Source organism: Kaistella chaponensis (assembly GCF_900156725.1).
Classification (GTDB): domain Bacteria; phylum Bacteroidota; class Bacteroidia; order Flavobacteriales; family Weeksellaceae; genus Kaistella; species Kaistella chaponensis.
Genome location: NZ_FTOI01000008.1, coordinates 1 through 26,636 on the forward strand (window position 1 = coordinate 1; position 26,636 = coordinate 26,636).

Genomic DNA, 26,636 nt, shown 5'->3' on the forward strand with positions numbered 1-26,636 from the left:
CTTAACACAACTCACCTTAAATTCTAAACTATACTTTGATTCTCCCATAATAAAAATGCCCCTAAAAAGTGTCTAACTTTTTGGGGGCAGTCCAAAAACAGTTTCGGGAATTTTTTTTGAAAAAAAGCCATTATGTCAAAAACATAATGGCTTCATAAAATATATAAGGGTGATTTCTAGTTCTGACTTATGGTATCTTCTACTGAAGTTTTTGCTTGGTCAACCTTGTTTTGAACTTGCGAAGCTACATCATTCGCTTTTGATTTCAGATCGCTTCCAAATTTATTGAAGTTATCTTTTGCAGTATTGATGGTATCTTTCACTGCTTGTTTTTCTTCTGGAGTAGAATTTTTGTATTTCCACCATGCTACAGCTCCTAATCCTAATAGTGCTAATAATCCGTTTCTTTTAGTGCTCATAATTTTATGTTTTAAGTTATTTTAAAAATTTTTATTGATGCGTACATAGATGTAAAAAGTATGCCACATCTTTTTTTCAAAACATAAAATTTTGTTAAATGATTTGTAAATAGATTTTTAGGGACATTTTATAGCGCCTTCGAATTTTTTTCTGAATCGCATTTTTAAAGGATAAAAAAAACTCTGCCAAGACGACAGAGTTTTAAATATTGATATTTGAATATCAGTTTAACCTAAATAAGGATATTTGTAATCTTTCGGTGATACAAAAGTTTCTTTGATACTTCTTACAGAAACCCAACGCATTAAATTCATTTTTGAACCTGCTTTATCATTGGTTCCGGAAGCTCTTGCTCCTCCAAAAGGTTGCTGCCCAACAACTGCTCCTGTTGGTTTATCATTAATATAGAAATTTCCAGATGCATTTTCCAAAGCTTTGTACGCTTCAGCAATTGCATAACGATCTTGTGCGAAAACAGCTCCAGTTAACGAATAAGGTGAAGTTTCATCAACTAATTTCAAAGTTTCTGTCCAATCTTGATCTTCATAAACATAAATGGAAAGAATAGGGCCGAAAATTTCTTCACAAACCGATTCGTATTTTGGATTGGTTGTTAAAATCACGGTTGGCTCTACAAACCAGCCTTTAGAATCATCGCATTTACCGCCAAAAATAATTTCTGCGTCTGTGGATTTTTCTGCTCTTTCGATATAACCTTTACATTTCTCGAAAGAATTTTTATCGATCACCGCATTTACAAAATTGGAAGGATCTTCCGGACTTCCCATTTTAATGGTTTTCAACTGAGATTCCATTACGTTTTTCACGTCATTCCAAATAGATTTTGGAATATAAGCTCTGGAAGCTGCCGAACATTTTTGTCCTTGATATTCAAATGCACCGCGAACCAAACCAGTTGCCACTGATTCTACATTCGCAGAAGAATGTGCTACAACGAAATCTTTTCCGCCCGTTTCACCTACAATTCTTGGGTAAGTTTTAAACAAATCGATATTGTTTCCGATCATTTTCCACATTCCCTGGAAAACTTTTGTAGAACCTGTAAAATGCAGTCCTGCGAAATCTGGGTGCGACATTACTTTTTCAGCAGTCTCTTTCCCATCTGTGAAAATCATGTTGATGACTCCTGCTGGTAAACCTGCTTCCATAAAGACATCCATCAAAACTTTTGCAGAAAGAACCTGTTTGTCTGAAGGTTTCCAAACTACCACATTTCCCATCATTGCCATACAGCTTGGTAAATTTCCCGCAATTGCCGTAAAATTAAATGGAGTTACGGCGAAACAAAAACCTTCCAAAGGTCTGTATTCCGATCTGTTCCAAATTCCAGTGTCCGAAACGGGTTGTTCACTGTACATTTCTGTCATAAATTCAACATTGAAACGTAAGAAATCGATAAATTCACAAGCAGCGTCGATTTCTGCTTGATGAACATTTTTACTTTGACCAATCATTGTTGCGGCATTCAAGCGATCTCTGTAAGGTCCTGCGATTAAATCTGCAGCTTTCAGGAAAATTGCAGCACGTTGTTCCCAACCGAGGTTATTCCATTTTTCTTTCGCCGCCAAAGCTGTATTGATGGCTTCGTCAACATTTGCCATGGTTCCTTTGTAGTAATAACCTAAGTCGTGTTGATGATCTTGTGGAGAACTGATGTTTACTTTTTCCTCAGATATCACTTCTTTTCCGTTGATGATCATTGGAATGGCAGATTTCTCTTTCCACATTTTTTTGTAAGTGGCAATCAATGATTTTACTTCATCAGAACCTGGTTCATAAGTTCTTACCGGCTCGTTGATTGCGAAGGGAACTTGCGAAATTGCTTTTGACATATTTTTATTTTTTATTAAATTTAGTGCGGATGTTACAAAGTTAAGGGAATTCGATCAATGTTCCAAAAACAGTTCATTTCTTAAATCTATTCTTTTACCAATATTTTTTCAGTCACGATTTTACTTAATGTTACCATTTTTCCTCCAAATTGTACTTTCATGGATTGGTCATACTTTTCGATTTCTATGATTTCTATTGCAGTTCCCAATTCAAGATTTTTGGCATTTAGAAAACTTAAAAAATCATCGTCGGTTATTGTAACTGCGGTGAAAACAAAACTGCTACCTACTTTGCAAGTACTTAATTTCTTAAGATGTTGAGCGATAATGTTTCCGTCTTTGTCTGGGATTGGTTCGCCGTGTGGATCGAATTTTGGGTAGTTCAGAAGTTCATCCATCTTATCAAAAAACAGATCAGACTGTATGTGTTCTACCTGTTCTGCAATTTCATGTACATTTTCCCACCCGAAATTCATCTTTTCAACAAGAAACATTTCTGTTAAACGGTGTTTTCGAACGACTAAGGCGGCTTGCATTTTCCCGGAATCCGTAATTCTCAGTGGTTTGTAGCTTTCGTAAATGACCCATTTTTTGTCTGCAAATTTCTTCATCATGTTGTTCACGCTTGGCATTTTTACATTTAGAAATTTGCTCAATTCATTGATGGTAACAGTATTATTATCGCTGATTAAATGGAATATCGCTTTCAAATAATTTTCTTCAGTAAGGGAGATCATAGGAGTTAGATTAACATTGATGCAAATCTAACAATAATAATATACAATAAAAACTCATCCTAAAGATGAGTTTCAATTTAACGTGGGTAAATTCGTATGAAAAATTTAATCGGATAAAAACATCAAAATAGCAGATTTTTAATGTTGTTTTCTTGATACAAAGTTCCTGCTTTTAGCAATATAAATCGCGGGTTATTTAACGGTATTTCATATGGTGTTTTCACCTTTTTTGTTTATTTTTATAAATATGAAATTTTCCTTTAAGAATGATTACGCCGAAGGTTGCCATCCAAGAATTTTAGAAGCACTTTCTGCGACCAATTTAGTGCAGCAAAACGGTTATGGTCTTGATGATTACTGCCTGAATGCCGAACATTTAATCCAAAAAAAAATCAACAATCCCCGTGCAAAAGTACATTTCGTTTCGGGAGGAACACAGGCAAATTTAATTGTCATCTCTGCATTTCTAAGACCGCATGAGAGTGTAGTTTCACCTGCAACCGGACACATTTTTACCAATGAGAGTGGAGCAATTGAAGCAACCGGACATAAAGTTCATGCGGTGGAAACTGAAGATGGTAAAATTCGACCGGAAGATATTCGCAAAGTAATTGATGTGCATCAAAACAAACCTCATCAAGTTAAGCAGAAATTGGTCTATATTTCTAATTCTACTGAGGTCGGAACCATTTATTCTAAAAAAGAACTGATTGATTTATACCAATTCTGTCAGGAAAACAATCTCTTTTTATTCGTTGATGGAGCTCGTTTAGGTCATGCATTGAAGGCCGAAACCAATGATTTAACATTAGAAGATTTTGGCAAATATACAGATGCTTTTTATTGGGGCGGAACCAAAAATGGCGCTTTAATTGGTGAAGCAATTGTCATTAATAATGAAGATCTGCAAGGTGAATTTGGTTTCCATTTAAAACAGAAAGGAGCCATGCTTGCAAAAGGGCGTTTGCTGGGAATTCAGTTTCAGGAATTACTAAAAGATGATCTGTATTTTGATTTGGCAAACCTTGCGAACCAAAAAGCGATGAAAATTAAAAAATCTTTTCAAGAAATAGGATGTCATTTTCTTAGTGAAACCTTTACGAATCAGATTTTCCCAATTTTGAATAATTCCCAAATCGAAAAACTTTCCGAAAATTTCGATTTCTACGTTTGGAAAAAGATCGATGAAGATAAATCTGCAGTTCGCATTATTACTTCGTGGGCGACGAGTGATGAAATCGTCGAAAAATTAATTGCTGAAATTAGTAGTTTAAGAAACTCATAAAAAAAAATTCCGTCTCAAACTTCTGAGACGGAATATATTATTAATTAAAGATTTGCTTATTGTAAATCTTCAAATTTATCTACGATTTTCTGCGAAACTCCAGTATTACTAAATCCACCGTCATGGAAAAGGTTTTGCATGGTCACTTTTCTCGTAAGATCCGAAAAAAGACTCACACAATAGTTTGCGCAATCAAGTGCATCGGCATTTCCAAGTGGAGACATGCTGTCTGCGAAATTGAAAAATCCGCTTATTCCTTTCACACCTGCACCAGCTTTGGTCATCACAGGAGATTGAGAAATAGTGTTTACGCGTACTTTTCGGTCGCCCCAATAATATCCGAAACTTCTGGCAATGCTTTCTAGATAGGATTTATTGTCTGCCATATCACCATAATTCGGGAATGTTCTTTGAGCTGCAATATAAGTGAGCGCTAAAATGGAACCCCATTCGTTCATGATATCTTTGTCCCACGCTGCTTTCATTACTTTGTGAAAAGAAACGGAGGAAACATCCCAACCTTTTTCTAAAAAATCATAGTTAAGATCGGTATAAGTTTTTCCTTTTCTAATGTTTACCGACATACCAATTGAATGCATGATAAAATCTATTTTACCATATTTTTCTTGGGCATGTGCAAAAAGTTTTTCTAAATCCTCCATCGATGTTGCATCTGCGGCAATAACATCTGAACCGGTTTTCTTGGCAAGTTCATCAATTTCCCCCATTCTCATTGCGATTGGTGCGTTTGAAAGAATAAATTCTGCGCCTTCTTCATGGCATCTCTCTGCAACTTTCCAAGCGATAGACTGATCGTTTAAAGCTCCGAAAATAATTCCTTTCTTACCTTTTAGTAATCCGTATGACATAATCTTAATTTTAGACAAATTTAAAAAATTTTTACTGTTAAATGCATAAAAAAAGAACCGCAGTCAATACGGTTCTTAATACAGTGAAATATTCGTTTAGTTCGTCGCCTTTTTTACTTCTGCTTGCGCATCTACGGCAGCATCTTTGGTTTTTTCCCAAACGTCTGAAACCGCGTCTTTTGTAGATTCCCAAGCGTCAGAAACATTTTCTTTAGCTCTTTCCATCCAGCCTTCTTGCGTCGGTTCAGTGTTTTTTTCTTTTTGTTCGCGGATGTATTCTTTTGCTCTGTCAGCATAATCATTAACCGTCCATTTTGCTTTTTCTACTGCACCTTCTGCTTTGTTGTAATCTTGTCTGTCCATTTGTATAAATTTTAGAGTTAATATTGAATATTTAAAAAAAATAATTTGATATGATTGTCAACTTGCAAGTTCTATACCTCTATCTATTAATATAATGTTAAAAATGTAATAAAGTTTTCTTAAAATGTGAAACTGGTAATCTGTTTTATGAGTGATTTGAAAAATATGTTTTTTATTTTTGAAGTAAAATTTATAAATGGAGACATTGCGTTGCGGTTGGTGCGAAAAAGATGATTTGTATCGAAAATATCATGATGAAGAATGGGGAAAACCCGTTTACGATGATGAAACAATTTTCGAATTTCTGGTTTTAGAGAGTTTTCAGGCGGGTCTTTCTTGGTACACAATTCTCAAGAAAAGGGAAAATTTTTCTGAAGCATTTGATCGGTTTAATTTCAAAAAAATTGCTATTTATTCGGAGGACAAAGTAGAAGATTTGATGGAGAATACAGGAATCATTAGAAACAGACTGAAGATTTTGGCGACCATTAATAATGCACAGAAATTTCAGGACGTGCAAAAAGAATTCGGAACTTTTTCAAAATATATTTGGGGTTTTGTAGATGGGAAACCAATTGATAATCAACCGAAATCATTAAAAGAAGTTCCGGCGACCACCGAAATTTCAGATGCCTTGTCTAAAGATTTGAAGAAAAGGGGTTTTAAATTTCTGGGTTCTACAGTTGTTTATGCGCATATGCAAGCAACAGGAATGGTGAATGATCATGTGGTAGATTGTCATTGCAGGGTGAGAAAATAAAATGCGGCTAATTTCTTAGTCGCATTTTAATGAATATTGGTATATTTACTTCACAATCCGATCCAAAACCCACTCGATCATGTTTTTCTCAGACGCAGCATGATCCGCAGAAAACTCACCTCTTCTTCGGTTTGCAATAACAGAGTTTACGGTAATGGCTTTGTGTCCTAATAACTTAGAGAGTCCGTAAATCGCCGATGTTTCCATCTCGAAATTCGTAATGCCTAAATCGTTTAAAGTTTCGAGAAATTTATCATCCAACGCTTTTAATCGCAATTGTCTTCCTTGTGGAGCATAAAAACCTGGGAAAGTTGCGGTGTTTCCGTGGTATTTTGCGTCTTGGTAATATTCTCCCATTTCTTTCGCCCAATCAGAAAAATACAACATTGGTTTTATTTTTTCGTACGGGAATTTTGCCATGAAATTTCTGGAGAATTCATTTTCAAACTCATAATCTTGGTAAAAATGCATTAAACCATCAAGTCCAACCACGTTTTCGGTCACCAACATGTTATCTACTTCCACGTCTGGATTCACACTTCCGCAAGTTCCCATTCGGAATAATTCTAAAGCGGTATGATCAGTTTTGAACACTTTATTTTTTAGATCAATATTCACCAACGCATCGAGTTCGTTCATCACGATATCGATGTTTTCAGTCCCAATTCCGGTGGACATTACCGTGATTCTTTCACCTCGCAAAGTTCCGGTATGCGTATAAAATTCTCTTTTGTTTTTTTTGATTTCAATCTTATCGAAATACTTAGAAACTTTCGGAACACGGTCGGGATCTCCTACCAACATTATTTTTCCGGCAATATCTTCAGGCAGTAAATTTAAATGGTAAACACTTCCGTCGTCATTGAGCACCAATTCGGATGCTGCTAATTTATTGATCATAACTCTATTGTTTAAATTAAAAAAATCCTTTGAAAAAAGGATTTTAAAGGTACGCAGTTTTTTTAGTTTAATAAAATTTTATTTAAAAAATGAAATCATTATTTTTAATAAAATCATCGTTCGACCACCGTATTATCCACCTACACGTTTTGTTTTGTAGCCCATTTCTTTTAGGATTATCATTATTTTGTCCCGGTTGTTACCTTGGATTACAATTATGCCATCTTTTTCGGATCCGCCGATTCCGAGCGTTGTTTTTATTTTTTTAGAGATTTTTTTCAGGTCGTCATCGCTACCTTCAAATCCTTCTATTAAAGTAACAGGTTTTCCATGTCTTCCTTTTTTCTCGAATTTGCAGATGAGTGGTTCTACCTGAACAAATTTTTCTTCGGGCATTTCAAAATCCTGCTCTTCGTGATCAGGAAAAATATTTTTGAGTTGATCTCGTAAATCCATAGTACAAAAATAATCAAATTTGTTTTCAATTTTGAAAACCTTGAATAGTTTTAACAAAAAAACTAAGAGGGTTTTATCGCTTTTTTTAATTCCACTGTTTGAAAATTTCTATGCAAGTCATAAAAAATTCATAAAACCGGCATTTGGTTCGTTTTGTTCTGAACTAAAATGTATTTTCGCATTAAACGTGATAAATGATGGAATTAGATAAAGATTTGTTTTGCGATATGGTCAAATTTTATGGGAATGCTTTCCATTTACCACCGCTTGCTGCGAAGATTTATTCCTATTTAATTTTCGATTTCGAAAGGAAAGGCGTGCCTTTCGAGGAGTTTGTGGAGGTTTTTTCTGCCAGTAAAAGCGCAGTGTCTTCAAATCTTAATTTGCTTCTCAACCTAAAAATCATTAGTGATTTTAATAGAATTAATGAGCGAAAACGATTTTTTGTAATGAATGAGAAATTTATGAAAATTCGGTTCGGGGAAATAATTACCAGAATGGAAGATGAGCTTTCCATTTTAAACAAGCTAAAGAATTTTCGAAAGACAACCGATGAAAGTTCTGCTCAGAAATTCGAAATTTATCAAAACCTCTTTCAAAATAATATTTCAAACATTAAAGAAATGCTGGATCAACTTTAACATTAATCGTCTAAACCTTCATTTGAAAAACACGCAAATCTTAAGATTATAAAAATAAATTCATGAAAAATATAATTATCCTCCTTTCTTTATCGGCACTTTCGATAATAAGCTGCAAAAAAGAAGAACCCAAAAAACCAGGCGCAGCTTCTTTTCCTGTGGTTGCTGTAGAAGTGAAAAATGTGATTGGTTATCAAACCTTTCCCGCTTCTATTGAAGGGATTTTAAACAATGATGTTCGCGCAAAAATTCAAGGTTATATCACCCAGGTTTTAGTAGATGAAGGACAATATGTAACGAAAGGACAACCGCTTTTCCGATTAGAAACAAATACTTTAACACAGTCCGCTAATGCTGCAAAAGCGGGAATTGGAGCAGCAAGATCCAATGTTTCTGCGTCTGATGCAAATGTGAAAGCCGCTCAAGCCGCAGTAAGCGCCGCACAGGTTGAAGTAAACAAACTGAAACCTTTAGTTGAAAAAAATATCATTAGCAATGTTCAGTTGCAAACCGCACAGGCAAATCTTGCACGCGCACAAGCACAAGTTTCTCAGGCAATTGCCGCCAAACAGCAAGCAAGTGCAGGAGTTGCAGAAGCACAGGCAAATTTTCAGGGAGTTCAGGCAAATATTGACTATTCCATTATTAGAGCTCCAATTTCTGGTGTGGTCGGTAAATTACCTTTGAAAGTCGGGAGTTTGGTGGGTCCAGCTGATCCAACTCCTCTAACAACCATTTCAGATACAAAAGCAGTTTACGCGTATTTTTCGATGAATGAAAAAGAATACTTTGACTTTTTGAAGGATTCTAAAGGAGCCACGATGCCCGAAAAAATCAGGAATCTTCCAATGGTAGAATTAGAATTGGCGAATGGCGATTTATACCCAGAAAAAGGAAAAATTGAAGCAGTAACCGGACAAATCAACCCTTCTACAGGAACGATTGAGTTTCGGGTAGGTTTCCCAAATGCGCAAAAATTGTTGAGCAACGGAAACAGCGGAAATATTCGTTTTCCTCAATTTTATGATCATGTTTTGGTCATCCCGGAAAGCGCAACTTATGAGCAGCAAGGGATTGTTTACGCCTTTAAAGTGGAGAAAGATACGGCAAGAAATACAATTATTCAGGTACAAACAAGGGTTAATAATTTAGCCATCATCACTTCCGGACTAAAAAAAGGAGACAAAATTGTGGCTGCAGGAACTGGTGGATTAAAAGACAAAACCGCAATTATTCCTAAACCAATTAGTTTAGACAGTTTAGTACAAACCATAAAACCCATTTTCTAATGATCAAAAAATTCATTAACAAACCGGTTTTATCAACCGTAATTTCTATTCTTATCGTTATCCTTGGGATTTTAGGATTGATGTCACTTCCCGTAACACAATATCCAGATATCGCCCCACCAACAGTAAGTGTTTCCGCCAATTATTCTGGTGCAAACGCTGAAACGGTGATGAAAAGTGTGGTGGTTCCTTTAGAAGAACAGATTAATGGCGTGGAAGGAATGGATTACATCACATCAAGCGCTGGAAATGATGGTTCTGCGCAGATTCAGATTTTTTTCAAACAGGGAATTAATGCAGATATCGCCGCAGTAAACGTACAAAACCGTGTTGCAAGAGCTACCCCATTACTTCCTTCTGAAGTTACAAGAGCAGGTGTGGTAACACAGAAACAGCAAACCAGTGCGTTGATGTATCTTACCTTTTTCTCGGATAACAAAGCGTTGAATGATGTATTTATTCAAAATTATGTCAACATTAATGTAATTCCCGCTATAAAAAGGATTAATGGAGTAGGAGACGCGAACGTTTTCGGAGGTAAAACCTATTCCATGAGAATTTGGTTGGATCCAGTAAAAATGGCAGCATACAGTTTGTCGCCTTCCGAGGTTTCTGCCGCAATTAATGATCAATCAAGAGAAGCTGCAGCTGGATCTATCGGGCAAAACAGTGGTAATTCTTTCGAATACATCATCAAATATGTAGGAAAATACAACAATAAAGAACAGTACGATAACATCATTTTGAAATCACTCGGAAATGGTCAAAATCTATTGTTAAAAGACGTTGCGAAAATAGAATTGGCTTCTTTATCGTACTCGGGTAAAGCGGAAAATGGCGATAATCCCGCGGTAAGTATGGGGATTTTTCAAACACCGGGTTCCAATGCGCAGGAAATTATCGTAAACATTCAAAAATATTTAGAGACCAATAAGAAAGATTTCCCAAATGGAATTAAATATGTGATCAATTTTGACACCAATGAATTTTTAACAGCCTCCATAGAGAAAGTAATTCACACTTTAATTGAAGCTTTTGTTTTAGTATTTCTTGTGGTATTTATCTTTTTGCAGGATTTTCGATCGACGCTTATTCCCGCGATTGCGGTTCCGGTTTCGATTGTTGGAACTTTTTTCTTTTTGAATTTATTTGGGTATTCCCTGAATTTGCTCACGCTTTTTGCTTTGGTTTTGGCCATCGGAATTGTTGTCGATGATGCCATTGTCGTCGTAGAAGCGGTTCACGCAAAAATGGAAAGCGGTATTCCTGATCCCAAAAAAGCAACCGTAGAAGCAATGGATGAGATTACGGGTGCAATTATTTCTATCACGTTGGTTATGGCAGCGGTTTTTATTCCCGTAACTTTTATTAAAGGACCAACCGGAGTTTTTTACAAACAGTTTGGAGTGACTTTAATTATAGCAATCTTAATTTCTGCGATCAACGCTTTAACATTAAGTCCCGTTTTATGTTCCCTCTTTTTGAAACCTCAAAATCATGATCAAGAATATGAAAAGAAAAACTTTTTCGAAAAGTTCTTTCACAAATTCAATATCGGGTTCAAAGCAATGACCGCCAAATATGGGAGAGCATTTACTTTTTTAATTAAACACAAATGGGTTACCATTGGTATTTTTGTGATTACAGGAATGCTTTTATTTTGGTCCAACTATTCTATGAAAAAAGGATTTGTTCCTAATGAAGATCGTGGGATTTTATTTGCCAATATAGAACTTCCAGCAGGAGCATCACAAGAACGAACCTTCAATGCGATGAAAGAACTTCAGAAAAAAGTTTTAAAAGTATCGGGTGTTCAAAACGTAACAATTTCCACCGGAAGATCCTTCCTCTCTGGAACAGGAAGCAATTATGGGTTGGCTTTTGTGAAATTAAAACCATTTGATGAAAGAGGAAAAGGAGAAGCTGCTGATGAATTAACCAAAAAATTATTCGGCATTGCTTCCAGTATTCCCGATGCAAAAATTATCTTTTTCCAACCTCCTTCTGTTCCTGGTTTTGGGAGCAGTGCAGGTTTCGAAATGGTACTTCTAGACAAAGCGGGAGGTGAGTACAAAGATTTGGATGCAACGACCCAAAATTTCATCGGAAAACTCATGCAGCGTCCGGAAATTCAGTTTTCCCAAACTTCCTTTAACACGAAATATCCGCAGTATCAAATGAATATTAATGTTCCTTTGGCGGCACAATCGGGTGTTTCTGTCTCGAATATTTTAAGTACCATGCAAGGTTATATCGGTGGAGTTTATGCAGCCGACTTTACCAAGTACGGAAAACAGTTCAGGGTCATGATTCAAGCATTACCAGGTGATCGCAAAACACCGCAGGATTTAAACGGAATGTACGTGAAGACGGCTTCCGGAGAAATGACACCGATTTCGCAGTTCGTTACTTTAGATAAAACGTATGGACCACAAAGTGTGAGCAGATACAACCTTTTTACTTCCGTGAAAATTACTGGCGCGAACAACGCAGGATTCAGTACCGGTGATGCCATTGCAGCAGTTCAGGAAGTTGCAAGCGAAAATTTAGGGTCGAATTATGATATCGAATTTACTGGACTTTCCCGGGAAGAATTAGCCTCTGGTTCGCAAACTTTGATGATTTTTGCGCTGAGTTTGGTCTTTGTTTATTTCATTCTTTCCGCTCAATATGAAAGTTATATTTTACCGCTCTCCGTTATTTTATCGCTTCCTTTGGGAGTGATGGGAGCTTATCTTGGACAATGGATTTTTGGGCTGGAAAACAATATTTATTTCCAGATTGCATTGATCATGTTGGTCGGTTTACTCGCAAAAAATGCCATTTTAATTGTTGAATTTGCGGTCCAGAGAAGAATTCATGGCGAAACCATTGTAGATGCCGCCATTCATGCCGCAACCGCGAGATTAAGACCTATTTTGATGACCTCATTTGCATTTATTTGTGGAATGTTGCCTTTGGTTTTAGCAACAGGAATCGGTGCTACAGGAAACAGATCTATTGCAACGGGAGCTGCGATGGGACTTTTGATAGGAACTATTTTAGGACTTTTGGTCATCCCAATTCTCTTTATTGTTTTCCAAACCCTTCAGGAAAAAATAGTACCCTTAAAAGACAAAAACATTAATCTTTCCGAATAATTGAAAGTCGAAAAAACTTTTGCGAAAAATTAAAAAAATGAATAAATATTTCAACATAAAAATACTTCTGGTTCTGTTTTCAGCCTTCGTTTTGGCTTCATGCATGACGCGTGAAAAGTACGAAAGACCGAAAGAAGTTCTCAACGAAAATCTTTTCCGCACCGATTTGTTGCCGAAAGATTCCATCAGTATAGCGACTGTTTCCTGGAAAGAAATTTTCACCGATCCGGTTTTGCAGAAACATATTGCTACGGCTTTAGAAAATAATTTGGATGTACGAGTAGCGTTGCAAAACATCAATGCCGCTGATTCTTATTTAAAGCAAAGTAAGGCAGCGTACTTACCCACACTTTCAGCCGGACCGAGTTATACCTTCCAAACCCAATCTTTGAACACGCAGTTGGGCTCAATTTTTGGCGGACAACGAAATTATATTAATCAATTTGGCATTTCCGCAGACATTGGTTGGGAAGCCGATATTTGGGGGAAACTCAAATCTCAGGAAAAAGCACAGTACGCCAATTATTTAGGAACTGTTTCTGCACATCAAGCCGTGAAAAGCGATTTGGTTGCAGCAGTGGCATCTTCGTACTATCAGCTTTTAACTTTTGATGATCAGAAAAGAATCATTAATGCAACCATTGCCTTAAGAAAGAAAAATTTAGAAACCACTTCTGCCTTGAAAGAAGCCGGAACTTTAACCGAGGTTGCTGTTCAACAGAGCCAAGCTTTGGTTTTCAATGCACAATCAATGCTCATCGATATTGATGTTCAGATCCGGACTTTAGAAAACACCTTGAGCTTATTGATGGGTGAACCGTCGCACGCCATCGAGCGTACAACGATCGATGCACAAAAAATGCCGGCAAGTTTCGCACTGGGTTATCCTGCAAATCTGTTGCAGAACAGACCGGATGTGAAATCAGCAGAATACCAACTGATGAATGCTTTTGAATTGACAAATGCTGCTAAAGCAGAGTTTTATCCAACTTTAAGAATTACAGGAAGTGGTGGAATTTCTTCTGTTGACATCGATCATTTGTTCAGTACCAAATCTCTTCTTGCCAATGTGGTGGCAGGTTTGGTTCAGCCTATTTTGAATAAAAGACAGATCAGAACAAAGTACGAAGTCAGTTTGGCGAACAAAGAAATCGCTTATTTAAATTTCAGAAAATCGGTTTTAACTGCCGGAAAAGAAGTTTCAGATGCGCTGAATATTTATCAGTCTCAGGATGGTTTTATTGATCTAAAACGGAAAGAAATGTTGGCGTACAAAAATTCTGTAGCTTATTCGCAGGAACTGGTTAATTATGGGATGGCCAATTATCTGGAAGTCATCAATGCAAGTGTGAATCAGCTGAATGCCGAATTGAATATCTCGAATGCCGAATTTTCAAAATTAGACGCCGGAATTCAACTCTACAAGTCACTTGGCGGCGGTTGGAGATAAGTTTTCTTAATTGAATAACAAAACCACTCCATTTTTTGAGTGGTTTTGTTAAGGCGATCTTCTTCAATTTCTTTTTTAGAGCAGATCACCCTCTCTTTTTACGATAATGCCCAGTTTTTCCAGCGTTTGATCATCCGGAAAAAGAATTTTGGCAAAGCCTATCAGCTGCGTGTATTTCGGGTACAGAAGATCGAGCGCTTCGTCCCGCGTGTCGGTTGCTTTTTGTGCCTCGCCGATTTCTTTTTTCTGAGAAGCTTTCAGCGCAGTAATTTGTTCCAACGCAGTTTGCTGTGCCGTAATATCTGGATCTTTGATGTTCACCGTTTCGGCTTTGGTTTTGAAATCGGGGTTGGCGAGAATCTGCGCATAAAAATTACTCACCTGCTGAAACCAGGCAGCGAACGCCCGTTTGCGCCCCTCATCAATACCCAAAGTGGTATTTGACTGCCGGTCGCCTTTGAAAATAATTTTTGCAAGGTTGCGGTGGCGGGTGTAGAGGCTGTCGATTTCTATTCTTTTCAGATTAAATTTATCGGTCTCGGCATATTGCTCCCCATACTCTTTGATCTGTTTCTGGCTCAGCTGCTCCAGATCGGCAATCTCTAGCAGATAATCATCCAAATTACTTTCGGTAATGCCTACCGTTTCCAGTTCGTTCAAGATTTCAGGTTCTTTGGCGTTTCTGAATGCTGTTTTCATTTTAGCAATCAATTCTTCTGCGGAAACATACTGGTATTTTGCTGCCAGTTTTCCGCCGGTGAGGTTTGTGTTTTCTGAATTTTCCATATTTATTTGTATTTAATGGTAAATATAATAAATAATTGGCAAAATAAATGTATAATCAACAAAGGAAATGGATGGGCAATGTTGTTTTACTATTTCTGTAGCTTGCCCATCCATTTCTGTAGCTTGCTCACTCATTTCCTAAATGTATCCATTCATTTCCTGAGGTTGACGATGGGTTTCTAAAGTTTGCGGAAGGATTTCCTAAGGTTGCGTAACCCTTTCTGGAGGTTGCGGAAGGATTCAACCTTGTCAAGGTTTAAAACCTTGACAAGGTTAGATTTGGATAAAAAAGCAGAGTTAGATGATAATGGCGCAAAGTCGGGAGATTTTGTACCGAAGGTTCCGTTCAACGGGCTTTCATTGTTGCCTTTTCAAGCTCAACGAAAGCTTAGTTATTAGCAGAAGTTTTTCTACTTTAGTTCAATATCTAATTGTTTTCCGCTTTCCAATGCTTTTTTGTCCAATTTTGATCCAACTAACGTTCCTATAGCCATTCCAATTGGTAATCCAATCGCTAGTAAACCTATATTCCCTAAACTCAATCCAAATGCGACACCTAAAGGTAGCCCAAAAGCAGACATCCCTAAAACCATCCACAGATTTGTGTAATAGTTTTTTGGAACAATTTTTAACTCTTTTTCTGTCAATTTAATTATTTTATTTTGCTTCTTCTTTATTAAATGTGATAGCGCGGTTCCCATTACTTGTGAAGAATTTAATTCTGTAATATCATCATTAATTTTCTTAATAACATTTAGAGTCAAATTTTTATCATTAAGAAGTTTAATCAAACTATTAAATTGTTTAATTGAATTTGCTATTTTAATATTACTATTGTCAATTTTATTTAAATGTATCAATTCCATGTTTTGTCTTTATAAAATTTCTGCTAACTTGTTTATAGGTCTCACTCCATCATACCAATACACCCACATGATGTTGTATTGGTCTGACAAACATGATCTGTTCTGTTCATTCAAATATACCAATTTCCTTCCTATTTTTAATCCAGACGGGAGAAGGTATTTTCTAAAGCGATTTAAAGAATTCCCACATCACAATTCCGCCACAAACAGAAACATTGAGAGAGTGTTTCGTTCCCAACTGCGGAATTTCCAGGAAAGTGTCGTATTCGGAAAGCGCTTCATCACTTAAACCATCCACTTCATTTCCCAGAACCAAAGCGTATTTTTCTTCTTTGTGAATGGGGTAATCGGTGATCTTTTTGGAATCGCTCGTCTGTTCAATCCCAATGATATTGTAGTTTTCTGTTTTCAAATTTTGAAGCGCTGTTGCAATGTCTTTTTCATAAACCCAATCTACACTTTCTGTCGCTCCCAAAGCTGCCTTATGAATTTCCCGATGCGGCGGAGTTGGAGTAATTCCACACAAAACCACTTTTTCGATCAAAAAAGCATCCGCTGTCCGGAAAACTGCACCTACATTGTGCATACTTCTCACGTTGTCTAAAACCACAATAAGCGGTGTTTTCTCCGTCTCTTTAAAGGTTTCAATATCTATTCTTCCTAATTCTTCGAGTTTCAGTTTTTTAGTGGAGGTCATTTTCGTATTTTTGGCAAAATTAAGGTTTTAGATCTTAATTTTTCAAATTGAAATTAAGTAAAAATTCATTTTTGTCATGCTGAATGGAGCAAAGCGGAGTGAAGCATCTCGAACTTTTTAATGAGATCCTTCCTTCGTCAGGATGACACAACTAGATTTCGAAATAAGTAAAAATTTAGTTTAATAAAAAATAAAATTCCGTGGCAAAAGATAAAAAAGAAACTCCTTTAATGACCCAGTACAACACCATCAAGGCGAAATATCCTGATGCGCTTTTGCTGTTTCGCGTGGGGGATTTCTACGAAACTTTTGGCACCGATGCCATTCGTGCGTCGCAGATTTTAGGAATTGTACTTACGAAAAGAGCCAATGGGGAAGGACACATCGAACTTGCTGGTTTCCCACATCATTCTGTAGATACGTATTTGCCGAAACTCGTCAGAGCCGGACTTCGCGTGGCGATTTGCGATCAGCTGGAAGATCCGAAAACCGTAAAAGGCATTGTAAAACGCGGCGTAACCGAATTGGTAACTCCCGGAGTGACGTTTAATGAACAGGTTTTATCGTCCAAGAAAAATAATTTTTTGCTTTCTATTCATAAAGTCAAAGAGAAATACGGATTGGCTTTGGTCGATGTTTCCACGGGAGAATTTTTAACTTCAGAAGGAAATTTGGAGCAGCTGCTTCACCTCGTCGGAACTTTTGATCCGAGTGAAATCATTTATCAGCGAACAACCGAATTGCCGTCGCAACTCAAAAACCGCAATTCTTTTAAACTGGAAGACTGGGCGTTTCAATACAATTACGCCTACGAAAAACTCACCAATCATTTCAAAACCAATTCCTTAAAAGGCTTCGGTATTGATGATTTAAAACTGGGGATTGTTGCAGCCGGTGCCATCTTTGCCTATTTAGTTGAAGATACGCATCACGCACTTTTGCAGCACATCACCAAAATAAAGTTGATTCCGAAAGAGGATTATTTGATGATGGATCATTTCACGTTGCGCAATTTAGAGATCGCCTATTCCAGCAGTCAACAGGGAAAATCTTTGCTCGATATTATCGATAAAACTTCGACACCGATGGGTGGAAGGTTGCTGCGCCGAAGATTGATTTTGCCTTTAAAATCTGTCAGCGAAATCAACAGAAGATTAGATTTGATCGAGTTTTTTAATAAAGAAGAAAATCTGAAATATGAGATCCTGCAGTTATTAAAAACGATTTCTGATCTGGATCGTTTGATGGGAAAACTGGCCTCCGAAAAAATTTCACCGAAAGAAGTCGGTTATCTTCGTCAGAGTTTGATCAACATTCAGAGAATTAAAGAATTATTGCATCCTCACGATGAGGTTTTGGCCTGGTTGTCGCCTTTAATTAATGTGGATGAACTCATTGCTTATCTGATTAATTATCTGAATGAAGAACTTCCCGTGAATATTTCAAAAGGCAATGTCATTAAAACTGGGATTTCCGAAGAACTCGATCATTTGCGCGGACTGCAAAGCAAAGGAAAAAATTTCCTCGACGAAATGTGTGACCGCGAAGTGAAACGCACCGGAATTACGAGTTTGAAAATCAGTTTTAATAATGTTTTCGGCTATTTTATTGAAGTCCGGAATTCTCATAAAGATAAAGTTCCCGACGATTGGATCCGCAAGCAAACCCTCGTCAATGCAGAAAGATACATCACGGAAGAACTGAAAGAATACGAAGAACAAATTCTGGGTGCGGAAGAAAAAATTTCCAAAATCGAACATTTGTTGTACCGAAAAGTGTGCGAAAATGTAATGATCTACATCGATCAGATTCAGGAAAATTCTACCATTATTGCCGAACTCGATTGTGGAGTTGGCTTATCGGAACTCGCTGTTTCTGAATCTTACACGAAACCGGTTTTGAATGAAGGTTTTGAAATTGATCTGAAAGAAGCGCGACATCCGATCATCGAAAATGCACTTCCTTTGGGTGAAAAATACATTCCGAATGATTTGTTTTTGTCCAAAGATTCTCAGCAAATTATCATGGTAACCGGTCCGAATATGGCGGGAAAATCTGCAATCTTAAGACAAACTGCGATCATTTGTTTGATGGCGCAAATCGGAAGTTTCGTTCCGGCAAAACACGCAGAGATCGGAATTTTAGATAAAATTTTCACGAGAGTTGGAGCGAGTGATAATATTTCTTCGGGCGAATCGACTTTCATGGTTGAAATGAATGAAGCCGCGAATATTTTGAATAATATTTCGGAAAGAAGTCTGATCCTTTTAGACGAGATCGGACGTGGAACTTCCACTTACGATGGGGTTTCCATCGCGTGGTCCATTGCAGAATATCTGCATCAACATCCGACACAGCCGAAAACATTGTTTGCGACGCATTATCATGAACTCAATGAAATGACGGTGAATTTTGAGAGAATTAAAAATTTCCACGTTTCCATTCAGGAACATAAAGGAAGTATTATTTTCCTTCGAAAATTGCTTTCTGGCGGAAGTGAACACAGTTTCGGAATACACGTGGCGAAATTAGCCGGAATGCCTGCAAAAGTCGTGAACCGCGCAAATGAAGTGTTGAAAACTTTAGAAAAAAGCCGTTCCCAAAGTGGTTCCAAAGATTCTGCAAAAGCCATTACCGACGAAAGTATGCAGCTTTCTTTCTTTCAATTGGATGATCCTGTTTTGGAAAATATTCGGGAGGAATTATTGAAAATGGACATCAATACTTTAACACCGATTGAAGCGTTGATGAAGTTGAATTCGATTAAAAAAATGATTGGGCGATAATCCTTTATTCGAAACTCATTGTAAGGGGCATTCTAAATATAGATTCTACTATTTCATTATTAAGTTTCGCTGGAGTCCATTTCTCTTTAATTTTTGTTACTGCTCTAATTGCTTCGTCATTAAAAATTTGATTTCCACCTAAAGCTTTAATGTCCGTCATAGAACCGTCTTTAGTTATTTTAAAAATTACTGTTGTTTTAATTATTCCTCTTTCGATTTTTAACTTATCTGTCCTAAAATTTTTCATAATCAAATTTCGAAATGCATCCATTCCACCTGGGAATTCAGTTATTTTTTCTGCCTTTTCGGAAACTAATTCAGAATTTTGATTTTCTGCTTTTTTTTCTTGTGCGTAAATAAAAACATTAAAAAAGAGCGATAACAATAAAATAATTTTCTTCATAATTTATTTTTAAATAAAATTAATCCTACCCAAAATTCTGCAATTCAACCAATCTTCGGTACATTCCTTTTTGTTCGAATAATTCCTGATGTGTTCCCTGTTCTACGATAATTCCACGTTCCATCACGACGATCCAATCGGCTTTTTGAATGGTGGAAAGTCGGTGCGCGATGACGAGTGAAGTTCGGTTTTCCATCATTTTTTCTAAAGCGTCCTGCACGAATCTTTCGCTTTCGGTATCTAAAGCGGAAGTTGCTTCATCCAAAATCATAATTGGAGGATTTTTGAGAACGGCTCTTGCGATGGAAACTCTTTGTTTTTGTCCGCCCGAAAGTTTGTTTCCATCATCGCCAATATTGGTAAAATATTTTTCCGGAAGTTCATCGATGAATTGATGCGCGTTTGCAATTTTCGCGGCTGCGATTACTTCTGCTTCGGTTGCATCGGGTTTCCCCATCAAAATATTATTGAATATGGAATCATTAAATAAAACCGATTCTTGCGTCACCATTCCCAAAAGATGTCGGTATTCCTGAACTTTTAAATTCTTTACATTTTCGCCATCGATCAAAATTTCCCCTTCGGAAACATCGTAAAAACGCGCGAGTAAATTCGCAATCGTCGTCTTCCCGGAACCGGATTGACCAACCAAAGCGATGGTTTTTCCTTTGGGAATTTTTAAATTGAAGTTCTTTAAAATCACATTATCCTTATCATAGAAAAAGCCGATATTTTTAAATTCAATTTCATTTTTTAAAGTAGAAATAGAAACTGGATTTGCAATTTCATCAATTTTCAGATCATAATCTAAAACTTCAGAAACACGATCCAAACTCGCCATTCCGCCTTGAATAGAAGAAAAAGCATTGGATAATTTTTTTGCAGGATCCAAAATCTGGAAGAAAACTCCAATAAAAGCCAAGAAAGTTACAGGATCTTTATTGGTTCCATTAATGATTTCTGTTCCGGCAAACCACGTGATGATTAATAAAGTTACGGAGCCCAAAAATTCACTCATTGGTGAAGCGAGTTCTCTTCTGCGACTCATTCCGATCGCATATTTTTGCCAATTATCGGTGGTTGTGTTGAATCGGTTTTTAAGGATTTTATCGGCATTAAAAATTTTGATGACTTTAGAAGATTTCAAAGTTTCATCTACCAAAGAGAATAAATTTCCTAATTCTTCTTGTGCTGCAGTAGCTTGTCTTTTCAAACTTTTTCCGACCCAAGCAATGATTAAACCCATCACAGGAAAGACCAAAAGGGAAAACAAAGTCAATTGGGGAGAAAGGATAAATAGCGTAATTAAAGACGCGATGATCATAAAAGGAGCATTCAGAACATCCACCAAACTTCCCATGATTCCACCTTCTACGGCGCCGATATCATTAGAAATTCTCGACATCATGTCGCCTTTTCTCTGTTCTGTGAAAAAGGAAACGGGCAATTTCAAGAATTTATCATACATCGCGGTGCGTAAATCTTTCGTAATTCCAACGCGGTAATTCACCAAAAGGTATGATCCTAAATATCGGAAAAGATTCCGAAGCAAAAACGCGATTGCGGTAATCCCACAAAGTACCGCTAAAACCTGAATCGCACCGTATTCATTGATGTTAAGCTGGATTTTGTAATAAGCCATATCTTTCAGATACCCAAAATAGTCGCCAAATTTTCCGCTGTAAACAGGAACGTTTTTCGTGTCTACTTCTTTGTCCAATTTGAATAAAATCCGAAGAATTGGAAGCATGGTTACGATCGAAAAAATTTGTAATAAAGAATAGAGAAGATTAAAAAGAATACTTCCGTAAAGGTATCTTTGATGCGGTTTTGCAATGGAGAGAATACGTTTTAATGGTTTCATTAAAGGAATTTAAGAGGCAAAAATAAGCAATTTCAAATGGATTATTTTTAAAAATAAAAAGGAGTTCATTTGAAACAAAAAAACAGCTCCAAAAAGGAACTGTTTCACTCAAAAAAAATCGTTGTGAGTTTAGCGGAGTCTGTCTACAGATTTTACGAGCCTGTCGTCTTTTCGGATAAAAACGTTTGCAATAAACAAACAAATCATCGAAAGAAACGGGAAAAATGGCTCAATACCTTTCTCAGGAAATTGCATTCCTCCAGATAAAGTGAGTAACCAATACGCCAATGAACCGAGCAACAAAGCGTTTATAAAAATGCTGATGGTATTCAGCAGAATTTGTCTTTTGCGGTTTTTATAACTTAAGATACTAAAGAATTCGACCAAAATCATCACTGCGCAAATAATCGTTATAAAAGGAGTTGATCCGAAAAGGGAAATATCTTGTCCGGTAACGAACAAGAATACGGCGCTTAAAATCGCCAAAAAAATCCAAACAGTCTGTATTCTTTGCAACATTTTGATGAAGTTGAGGTGCAAAAATAGCAATAATTTTTTGCATTATTCGAAAATTAGTGTAGATTTGCATTACAATTGATCTAATAAAAGACAAGTCGCCCGACTTAACTTTCTTATTTACACCCACTTATAATTTATTTTTTACATAACAATTTATGTTCAATATCGAAACGTTAAAGTCGAAATCCGATACGGACTTGGCTAAAATCACCCACGATTTAGGCGTTAAAGTTGCTAAAAATAGCACAGAAAATGATAAAGTTTTTGCAATCCTGGATTTTCAGGCTTCGAATTCGAAAGTTGCAAAAGATTATTACAACGCCACTCAAACTCCTATGATTACAGAAGAAAATTCAACTCCTGCCCCGAAAAAAACCGTAGCAAAAAAACCAGCACCTAAGAAAAAAGTAGAAAAGCCGGCTGAAATTTTAACAGAACCGGTAAAAGAAACTACAGAAACTGCGGTTGCAATGGTTGACGAAGCTCATTCTAGCGATGTACAGAAGGAGAATGATCCATCTAATATAGAAGAGCCAAAAAGGCAAAATGTAGAAGCAAAGAAAAAAAGACAAAGAACGCCACAACCAAAAGAGCAATTGTCTGCAGATCAGTCTGTAAATGAAGGAGTGGCAGAAAAGGAAACTGAGGTAAAACCTGCAAAGGCGAGAAACCCGAATCAGAATCCTAATCAAAACGCAAATCAGAACCAAAACCCTAATCAGAATCCCAATCCCAATCAAAACGGAAACGGGAATCCCAATCAAAACGGGAACGGAAATCCGAATCAGAACAAACCGCATCATCCTAATCAAAACAGGAATCCCAACCAAAATAAAAACCCGAATCAAAACAAGAATCAACAAAATGGAGATTCAAACGATGAGCCGGCAAAAAAAGAATTTAATTTCGATGGTCTAGTTACTATTGAAGGCGTATTGGAGATTCTTCCTGATAATTACGGTTTCTTGCGATCTTCCGATTTTTCTTACATTTCTTCTCCCGATGATGTTTATGTTTCGACCAATCAGATCAGAAATTATGCTTTGAAAACTGGTGATACTGTAAAAGGAATTGTTCGTTTACCGAAAGAAGGAGAGAAGTATTTTTCTTTATTAAAGCCTACAGAAGTAAACGGTCGCGACATGGAATTTATAAAAGACAGAGTTTCTTTTGAGTTCTTAACGCCGTTGTTCCCGGAAGAAAAATTTAATTTAACCGGAAAAAATTCAACACCTTCTACCAGAATTGTCGATTTATTTACGCCGATCGGAAAAGGACAACGAGCCATGATTGTGGCGCAACCGAAAACGGGAAAAACCATGTTGTTGAAGGATATTGCAAATTCAATTTCAGCCAATCATCCGGAAGCTTATATGATGATTTTACTCATCGATGAAAGACCGGAAGAGGTTACTGATATGGAAAGAAGCGTCAATGCAGAAGTAATAGCATCTACATTCGATGAACCTGCAGATAAACACGTAAAAGTGGCGAATCTGGTTTTATCAAAAGCACAAAGAATGGTAGAGTGTGGCCATGATGTGGTGATTCTTCTCGATTCATTGACACGTTTGGCGAGAGCTTATAATACGGTAACACCTGCTTCTGGTAAGATTTTATCGGGTGGTGTTGATGCAAATGCTTTACATAAACCAAAACGCTTTTTCGGAGCTGCTAGAAATATAGAAGGAGGTGGTTCATTAACAATTATTGCAACAGCATTGATTGACACTGGATCGAAAATGGATGAAGTTATTTTTGAAGAGTTCAAAGGAACGGGAAATATGGAATTGCAACTCGACCGCAAAATCGCAAATAAACGAATTTATCCAGCCATTGATTTAACTTCTTCGAGTACAAGAAGAGATGATTTGCTGTTAGACGAAACTACACAACAAAGAATGTGGATTTTGAGAAAATATTTGGCAGACATGAATCCTGTGGAAGCGATGGAATTTGTGAACAAAAGCATGAAAAATACTTTGAACAACGAAGAATTTTTGATGAGTATGAATAGGTAATCAATGGTGAATTTTGCTTCGCGAGTGAATTGTGAATTTTGAAAAACAAATAAGTAAAAGAGATCTCAATTGAGATCTCTTTTACTTATTTTTCTGTGATTTTTTTCCAATTACAAACACTGAAACTAATCCAATAATTGTAGTGCTAAAAATTATTCCTGCTATATTCTCATGTCCATTTAGTGCCAAATATATTGCCGCAACTAAAAAGAGCAACGACAATAGAAAACCAAACCATTGCCCTCTTGTGGTTTGATTGTTGTTTGCTTTTATAACCTTCTTTTCAATAAAAATCCTATGTTCTTGTTGATTTTCAGCCATTGCCATAATTCGATCTGCTCCATTTGTAATTATTTCATTATAATGTCCCAATGATTCAGGATCTGGCAACGGTCCAGAATGAGACATCGCCCTTATAGATGTTATGTTTTTATTACTTCGATTTTTTGAGTAGAATTAAGCCCATTGAAAACCTTTGGATTAGCTTCTTGTAAATCTTGTGCAGCTTCCCTATATTCTTCTGGCAAGTCTTCAAATTCTACATAATGAATTTTCTCATCAGTATGATCGTTATCCTTTAATTTATCTACATAATTCGGGCTTTCCTTCTCCATATTCTAAACTATTATGGTTAGATTTATCATTTTTGCCTAAAATAGAATTTAGTTTTCTTCTTGCTTCTTCTAAATCGGCTCCAACTATATTCCAATCGCTACTTAAGGCTTTGCGATCAGCCTCTTCGGGTGTGTCAGAAGTATTATATTCAAAATAGTCACCATAAATATTGAATATACTTCCTAATCCAACAATGAAACCCTTTTTAGGTAAAAGAAAATCTGTTCGTAAATTGATAATGTTTTCTTTTTTCATTTTTAAATTGTTTTTTTAACTTAATATACTATTTAAAATGTATAAATGTTTGAACAAATATATACAAATTTTGTTCCCGTCCTAAAAAAAAGTGTGCAAAAGTATAATTAATTTTTATTTCTGCAAATTTTAGTTTCTAATATTAAACAAAAATGTGAAACTTTAAAAACATCACGTGTTATTTATCTGACAAAATTGAATTTACCAATAAACTTAAAAATATCTTTTTGTAAAGTTTTTTATTTTGACTAAAAATAAGCATTGAATCCCCAACGTTAAAGCGAAATTAAATATTGAGAAGATTTTTAATAGTAGTTTTTTTTTAAATATCGTTTTTGGATAAAACGATTTTAAAGGTAAATTATTACGAATAAATACGAATTAAATGATTGAAAGATTTTTAAAACGAAACAAAATCTAAAGAGCGGTTTATACACCCATCAATGTTAAAGATTTACTAAAACAATCTTTCTATTTTGGAAATGGCCTAATTAATGAGTAATTTTGGATGATAACATTAAAATCAAAAAATTATGTTCACATTACCAGAATTAGGATACGCTTACGATGCATTAGAACCAACGATCGATGCAAAAACAATGGAAATTCACCATTCAAAACATCATCAAGCATATATCGATAATTTGAATAAAGCGATTGCAGGAACTGATTTAGAAGGCAAAACAATCGAAGAGGTTTGTAAAACTGGAACTGATAAGCCTGCAGTTAGAAATAATGGTGGTGGTCATTTTAATCACTCACTATTCTGGGAAATTTTAACTCCAGGTGGAAGTAAAGAACCTGTAGGAAATGTAAAAGCAGCAATCGAAACGTACGGAGGTTTCGATCAATTTAAAAATGATTTCGCAGAAGCAGCGAAAACAAGATTTGGTTCAGGTTGGGCTTGGTTGTGTAAAAAAGAAGATGGTTCGGTTGCAGTTTGCTCTACACCCAATCAAGATAATCCTTTGATGCCTGTTTCTGATTGTAAAGGAACGCCACTTTTAGGATTAGATGTTTGGGAACATGCGTATTATTTGCATTATCAAAACAGAAGACCAGATTATGTTACCGCATTTTTTGAGGTGATTAACTGGGATAAAGTAGAAGAAAAATTCAATAAATAATTGATTTTTCATTATAATAAAAGGTTCAGAAATTATCTGAACCTTTTTTGTTTTTTAACCGGAAATCAATCTTTCGGTTTCGAAAAATTACCGAACTTCAGTTTGGCTCAAACCATTCATTTTCACACCATATTTCCACTGAACATAGGCAAAAACCTGATAAAGACGGTATTCAAATTTCAACCCATAATTTTCATTGGGATTATATTCTATTGTTGATTCTATCACATTTCTATATTTACCAGTAAAAAAATTAGAGTTCCATTCCGTCACTAGAAAAGTGTTTCTGCTTTTCAGATAACTTTCAGAATACATGCTCATGGGTTTTGCAACCGCAGTGATGAAATACTCATATTGGGTGTCCAAAACATCCAGTTCCCATTCATCATCTTCGTTTTTGGTGGGTTTTATTTCGTGATTTTCTTTGTTCTCTGCGATTTTATTTTGCGGCCCACAACTGAAAACAAAGAGGGAGACCATTATTAAAAACATTATTTTTTTCATTGCGTAATTTTAATTTTAAAGATAGGCAAA

Annotated in this window: 26 protein-coding genes; 9 read left to right on the top strand and 17 right to left on the bottom strand. The window is 36.3% G+C overall.

Features of this window, described 5'->3' with window-relative positions; all coding sequences use genetic code 11:
• Positions 1–176: 176 nt before the first annotated feature.
• From BW932_RS09040 to BW932_RS09050, 3 genes are all read right to left on the bottom strand, one after another.
• Complete coding sequence (locus BW932_RS09040) at positions 177–419, bottom strand: YtxH domain-containing protein (RefSeq protein ID WP_076387180.1); 243 nt, start codon at positions 417–419, stop codon at positions 177–179.
• Between the two features lie 228 nt (positions 420–647).
• Positions 648–2,273, bottom strand: coding sequence for an L-glutamate gamma-semialdehyde dehydrogenase (gene pruA / locus BW932_RS09045; protein WP_076387181.1), 1,626 nt, complete (start codon positions 2,271–2,273; stop codon positions 648–650).
• 86 nt (positions 2,274–2,359) lie between these two features.
• Positions 2,360–3,010, bottom strand: coding sequence for a metal-dependent transcriptional regulator (locus BW932_RS09050; protein WP_076387182.1), 651 nt, complete (start codon positions 3,008–3,010; stop codon positions 2,360–2,362).
• A gap of 247 nt (positions 3,011–3,257) precedes the next feature.
• Between BW932_RS09050 and BW932_RS09055 the strand changes: the two genes are divergently transcribed.
• Positions 3,258–4,295, top strand: coding sequence for a threonine aldolase family protein (locus BW932_RS09055; protein WP_076387183.1), 1,038 nt, complete (start codon positions 3,258–3,260; stop codon positions 4,293–4,295).
• A 56-nt stretch (positions 4,296–4,351) separates the two neighbouring features.
• On the opposite strand, the gene BW932_RS09060 is transcribed toward BW932_RS09055, so the two are convergent.
• Both BW932_RS09060 and BW932_RS09065 read right to left on the bottom strand, forming a co-directional pair.
• A complete protein-coding gene (locus BW932_RS09060; RefSeq protein ID WP_076387184.1) occupies positions 4,352–5,164 on the bottom strand; it encodes an enoyl-ACP reductase FabI in 813 nt (270 codons plus the stop codon).
• A gap of 96 nt (positions 5,165–5,260) precedes the next feature.
• A complete protein-coding gene (locus BW932_RS09065) occupies positions 5,261–5,527 on the bottom strand; it encodes a hypothetical protein (RefSeq protein ID WP_076387185.1) in 267 nt (88 codons plus the stop codon).
• A gap of 196 nt (positions 5,528–5,723) precedes the next feature.
• Here BW932_RS09065 and BW932_RS09070 point away from each other — a divergent pair, with 196 nt between their 5' ends.
• Positions 5,724–6,287: a DNA-3-methyladenine glycosylase I gene (locus BW932_RS09070; RefSeq protein WP_076387186.1), complete on the top strand. Its 564-nt coding sequence runs from the start codon at positions 5,724–5,726 to the stop codon at positions 6,285–6,287.
• Between the two features lie 45 nt (positions 6,288–6,332).
• Here the strand turns inward: BW932_RS09070 and BW932_RS09075 are convergent, their stop codons facing one another.
• Both BW932_RS09075 and BW932_RS09080 read right to left on the bottom strand, forming a co-directional pair.
• Positions 6,333–7,187, bottom strand: a complete 855-nt coding sequence (locus BW932_RS09075) for a nucleoside phosphorylase (RefSeq protein ID WP_076387187.1) — start codon at positions 7,185–7,187, stop codon at positions 6,333–6,335.
• Positions 7,188–7,319: 132 nt separating this feature from the next.
• Positions 7,320–7,643 (bottom strand): translation initiation factor, encoded by a 324-nt coding sequence (locus tag BW932_RS09080; RefSeq protein ID WP_076387188.1) that lies wholly within the window; start codon positions 7,641–7,643, stop codon positions 7,320–7,322.
• Between the two features lie 194 nt (positions 7,644–7,837).
• Here BW932_RS09080 and BW932_RS09085 point away from each other — a divergent pair, with 194 nt between their 5' ends.
• From BW932_RS09085 to BW932_RS09100, 4 genes are all read left to right on the top strand, one after another.
• A complete protein-coding gene (locus BW932_RS09085) occupies positions 7,838–8,284 on the top strand; it encodes a transcriptional regulator (protein WP_076387189.1) in 447 nt (148 codons plus the stop codon).
• Between the two features lie 62 nt (positions 8,285–8,346).
• Positions 8,347–9,573 carry an efflux RND transporter periplasmic adaptor subunit gene (locus BW932_RS09090; RefSeq protein WP_076387190.1) on the top strand — a complete coding sequence of 409 codons (1,227 nt, stop codon included), beginning with the start codon at positions 8,347–8,349 and terminating at the stop codon, positions 9,571–9,573.
• Positions 9,573–12,713: an efflux RND transporter permease subunit gene (locus tag BW932_RS09095; protein ID WP_076387191.1), complete on the top strand. Its 3,141-nt coding sequence runs from the start codon at positions 9,573–9,575 to the stop codon at positions 12,711–12,713. The genes BW932_RS09090 and BW932_RS09095 overlap by 1 nt, the downstream gene beginning before the upstream one ends.
• A 37-nt stretch (positions 12,714–12,750) precedes the next feature.
• Positions 12,751–14,163, top strand: a complete 1,413-nt coding sequence (locus BW932_RS09100) for an efflux transporter outer membrane subunit (protein WP_076387192.1) — start codon at positions 12,751–12,753, stop codon at positions 14,161–14,163.
• A gap of 75 nt (positions 14,164–14,238) precedes the next feature.
• Here the strand turns inward: BW932_RS09100 and BW932_RS09105 are convergent, their stop codons facing one another.
• From BW932_RS09105 to BW932_RS09115, 3 genes are all read right to left on the bottom strand, one after another.
• Positions 14,239–14,949 carry a hypothetical protein gene (locus BW932_RS09105; protein ID WP_076387193.1) on the bottom strand — a complete coding sequence of 237 codons (711 nt, stop codon included), beginning with the start codon at positions 14,947–14,949 and terminating at the stop codon, positions 14,239–14,241.
• Between the two features lie 410 nt (positions 14,950–15,359).
• Positions 15,360–15,815, bottom strand: coding sequence for a hypothetical protein (locus tag BW932_RS09110; protein WP_076387194.1), 456 nt, complete (start codon positions 15,813–15,815; stop codon positions 15,360–15,362).
• Between the two features lie 163 nt (positions 15,816–15,978).
• Positions 15,979–16,512, bottom strand: a complete 534-nt coding sequence (locus BW932_RS09115) for an RNA methyltransferase (protein ID WP_076387195.1) — start codon at positions 16,510–16,512, stop codon at positions 15,979–15,981.
• Positions 16,513–16,712: 200 nt separating this feature from the next.
• On the opposite strand from BW932_RS09115, the gene mutS reads away from it, so the two are divergent.
• Positions 16,713–19,298 carry a DNA mismatch repair protein MutS gene (gene mutS / locus BW932_RS09120; RefSeq protein WP_076387196.1) on the top strand — a complete coding sequence of 862 codons (2,586 nt, stop codon included), beginning with the start codon at positions 16,713–16,715 and terminating at the stop codon, positions 19,296–19,298.
• A gap of 4 nt (positions 19,299–19,302) precedes the next feature.
• Here mutS and BW932_RS09125 read toward each other — a convergent pair whose 3' ends face one another.
• The 3 genes from BW932_RS09125 to BW932_RS09135 all read right to left on the bottom strand — a co-directional run bounded on the left by BW932_RS09125 (position 19,303) and on the right by BW932_RS09135 (position 22,084).
• Entirely contained in the window at positions 19,303–19,701 is a 399-nt protein-coding gene (locus BW932_RS09125) for an energy transducer TonB (protein WP_076387197.1), read from the bottom strand.
• A gap of 25 nt (positions 19,702–19,726) precedes the next feature.
• Positions 19,727–21,565 (bottom strand): ABC transporter ATP-binding protein, encoded by a 1,839-nt coding sequence (locus BW932_RS09130; protein WP_076387198.1) that lies wholly within the window; start codon positions 21,563–21,565, stop codon positions 19,727–19,729.
• A gap of 129 nt (positions 21,566–21,694) precedes the next feature.
• Complete coding sequence (locus tag BW932_RS09135) at positions 21,695–22,084, bottom strand: DUF4293 domain-containing protein (RefSeq protein ID WP_076387199.1); 390 nt, start codon at positions 22,082–22,084, stop codon at positions 21,695–21,697.
• 155 nt (positions 22,085–22,239) lie between these two features.
• Between BW932_RS09135 and rho the strand changes: the two genes are divergently transcribed.
• On the top strand, positions 22,240–24,105 hold the full coding sequence (rho, locus tag BW932_RS09140) for a transcription termination factor Rho (RefSeq protein WP_076387200.1): 1,866 nt from the start codon (positions 22,240–22,242) through the stop codon (positions 24,103–24,105).
• Positions 24,106–24,186: 81 nt separating this feature from the next.
• On the opposite strand, the gene BW932_RS09145 is transcribed toward rho, so the two are convergent.
• Genes BW932_RS09145 through BW932_RS14320 form a run of 3 tightly spaced genes read right to left on the bottom strand, consistent with a single transcriptional unit; the run spans position 24,187 to position 24,975 of the window.
• A complete protein-coding gene (locus BW932_RS09145) occupies positions 24,187–24,513 on the bottom strand; it encodes a DUF2335 domain-containing protein (RefSeq protein WP_076387201.1) in 327 nt (108 codons plus the stop codon).
• 14 nt (positions 24,514–24,527) lie between these two features.
• Positions 24,528–24,719, bottom strand: a complete 192-nt coding sequence (locus BW932_RS09150) for a hypothetical protein (protein ID WP_076387202.1) — start codon at positions 24,717–24,719, stop codon at positions 24,528–24,530.
• The gene (locus tag BW932_RS14320; protein ID WP_076387203.1) at positions 24,688–24,975 is read right to left on the bottom strand and encodes a hypothetical protein; all 288 of its coding nucleotides are present in this window, start codon (positions 24,973–24,975) and stop codon (positions 24,688–24,690) included. Before BW932_RS14320 ends, BW932_RS09150 begins: the two co-directional genes overlap by 32 nt.
• A gap of 530 nt (positions 24,976–25,505) precedes the next feature.
• On the opposite strand from BW932_RS14320, the gene BW932_RS09160 reads away from it, so the two are divergent.
• Positions 25,506–26,102 (top strand): superoxide dismutase, encoded by a 597-nt coding sequence (locus BW932_RS09160; RefSeq protein WP_076387204.1) that lies wholly within the window; start codon positions 25,506–25,508, stop codon positions 26,100–26,102.
• 87 nt (positions 26,103–26,189) lie between these two features.
• On the opposite strand, the gene BW932_RS09165 is transcribed toward BW932_RS09160, so the two are convergent.
• The gene (locus BW932_RS09165; RefSeq protein ID WP_076387205.1) at positions 26,190–26,606 is read right to left on the bottom strand and encodes a DUF6146 family protein; all 417 of its coding nucleotides are present in this window, start codon (positions 26,604–26,606) and stop codon (positions 26,190–26,192) included.
• Positions 26,607–26,636 lie beyond the last annotated feature (30 nt).

What these genes read in the sequence shown, in the direction of transcription:
- BW932_RS09040 (WP_076387180.1), bottom strand. Translation starts at nt 419, where the DNA reads ATGAGCACTAAAAGAAACGGATTATTAGCACTATTAGGATTAGGAGCT.
- pruA (WP_076387181.1), bottom strand. Translation starts at nt 2,273, where the DNA reads ATGTCAAAAGCAATTTCGCAAGTTCCCTTCGCAATCAACGAGCCGGTA.
- BW932_RS09050 (WP_076387182.1), bottom strand. Translation starts at nt 3,010, where the DNA reads ATGATCTCCCTTACTGAAGAAAATTATTTGAAAGCGATATTCCATTTA.
- BW932_RS09055 (WP_076387183.1), top strand. Translation starts at nt 3,258, where the DNA reads ATGAAATTTTCCTTTAAGAATGATTACGCCGAAGGTTGCCATCCAAGA.
- BW932_RS09060 (WP_076387184.1), bottom strand. Translation starts at nt 5,164, where the DNA reads ATGTCATACGGATTACTAAAAGGTAAGAAAGGAATTATTTTCGGAGCT.
- BW932_RS09065 (WP_076387185.1), bottom strand. Translation starts at nt 5,527, where the DNA reads ATGGACAGACAAGATTACAACAAAGCAGAAGGTGCAGTAGAAAAAGCA.
- BW932_RS09070 (WP_076387186.1), top strand. Translation starts at nt 5,724, where the DNA reads ATGGAGACATTGCGTTGCGGTTGGTGCGAAAAAGATGATTTGTATCGA.
- BW932_RS09075 (WP_076387187.1), bottom strand. Translation starts at nt 7,187, where the DNA reads ATGATCAATAAATTAGCAGCATCCGAATTGGTGCTCAATGACGACGGA.
- BW932_RS09080 (WP_076387188.1), bottom strand. Translation starts at nt 7,643, where the DNA reads ATGGATTTACGAGATCAACTCAAAAATATTTTTCCTGATCACGAAGAG.
- BW932_RS09085 (WP_076387189.1), top strand. Translation starts at nt 7,838, where the DNA reads ATGATGGAATTAGATAAAGATTTGTTTTGCGATATGGTCAAATTTTAT.
- BW932_RS09090 (WP_076387190.1), top strand. Translation starts at nt 8,347, where the DNA reads ATGAAAAATATAATTATCCTCCTTTCTTTATCGGCACTTTCGATAATA.
- BW932_RS09095 (WP_076387191.1), top strand. Translation starts at nt 9,573, where the DNA reads ATGATCAAAAAATTCATTAACAAACCGGTTTTATCAACCGTAATTTCT.
- BW932_RS09100 (WP_076387192.1), top strand. Translation starts at nt 12,751, where the DNA reads ATGAATAAATATTTCAACATAAAAATACTTCTGGTTCTGTTTTCAGCC.
- BW932_RS09105 (WP_076387193.1), bottom strand. Translation starts at nt 14,949, where the DNA reads ATGGAAAATTCAGAAAACACAAACCTCACCGGCGGAAAACTGGCAGCA.
- BW932_RS09110 (WP_076387194.1), bottom strand. Translation starts at nt 15,815, where the DNA reads ATGGAATTGATACATTTAAATAAAATTGACAATAGTAATATTAAAATA.
- BW932_RS09115 (WP_076387195.1), bottom strand. Translation starts at nt 16,512, where the DNA reads ATGACCTCCACTAAAAAACTGAAACTCGAAGAATTAGGAAGAATAGAT.
- BW932_RS09125 (WP_076387197.1), bottom strand. Translation starts at nt 19,701, where the DNA reads ATGAAGAAAATTATTTTATTGTTATCGCTCTTTTTTAATGTTTTTATT.
- BW932_RS09130 (WP_076387198.1), bottom strand. Translation starts at nt 21,565, where the DNA reads ATGAAACCATTAAAACGTATTCTCTCCATTGCAAAACCGCATCAAAGA.
- BW932_RS09135 (WP_076387199.1), bottom strand. Translation starts at nt 22,084, where the DNA reads ATGTTGCAAAGAATACAGACTGTTTGGATTTTTTTGGCGATTTTAAGC.
- rho (WP_076387200.1), top strand. Translation starts at nt 22,240, where the DNA reads ATGTTCAATATCGAAACGTTAAAGTCGAAATCCGATACGGACTTGGCT.
- BW932_RS09145 (WP_076387201.1), bottom strand. Translation starts at nt 24,513, where the DNA reads ATGTCTCATTCTGGACCGTTGCCAGATCCTGAATCATTGGGACATTAT.
- BW932_RS09150 (WP_076387202.1), bottom strand. Translation starts at nt 24,719, where the DNA reads ATGGAGAAGGAAAGCCCGAATTATGTAGATAAATTAAAGGATAACGAT.
- BW932_RS14320 (WP_076387203.1), bottom strand. Translation starts at nt 24,975, where the DNA reads ATGAAAAAAGAAAACATTATCAATTTACGAACAGATTTTCTTTTACCT.
- BW932_RS09165 (WP_076387205.1), bottom strand. Translation starts at nt 26,606, where the DNA reads ATGAAAAAAATAATGTTTTTAATAATGGTCTCCCTCTTTGTTTTCAGT.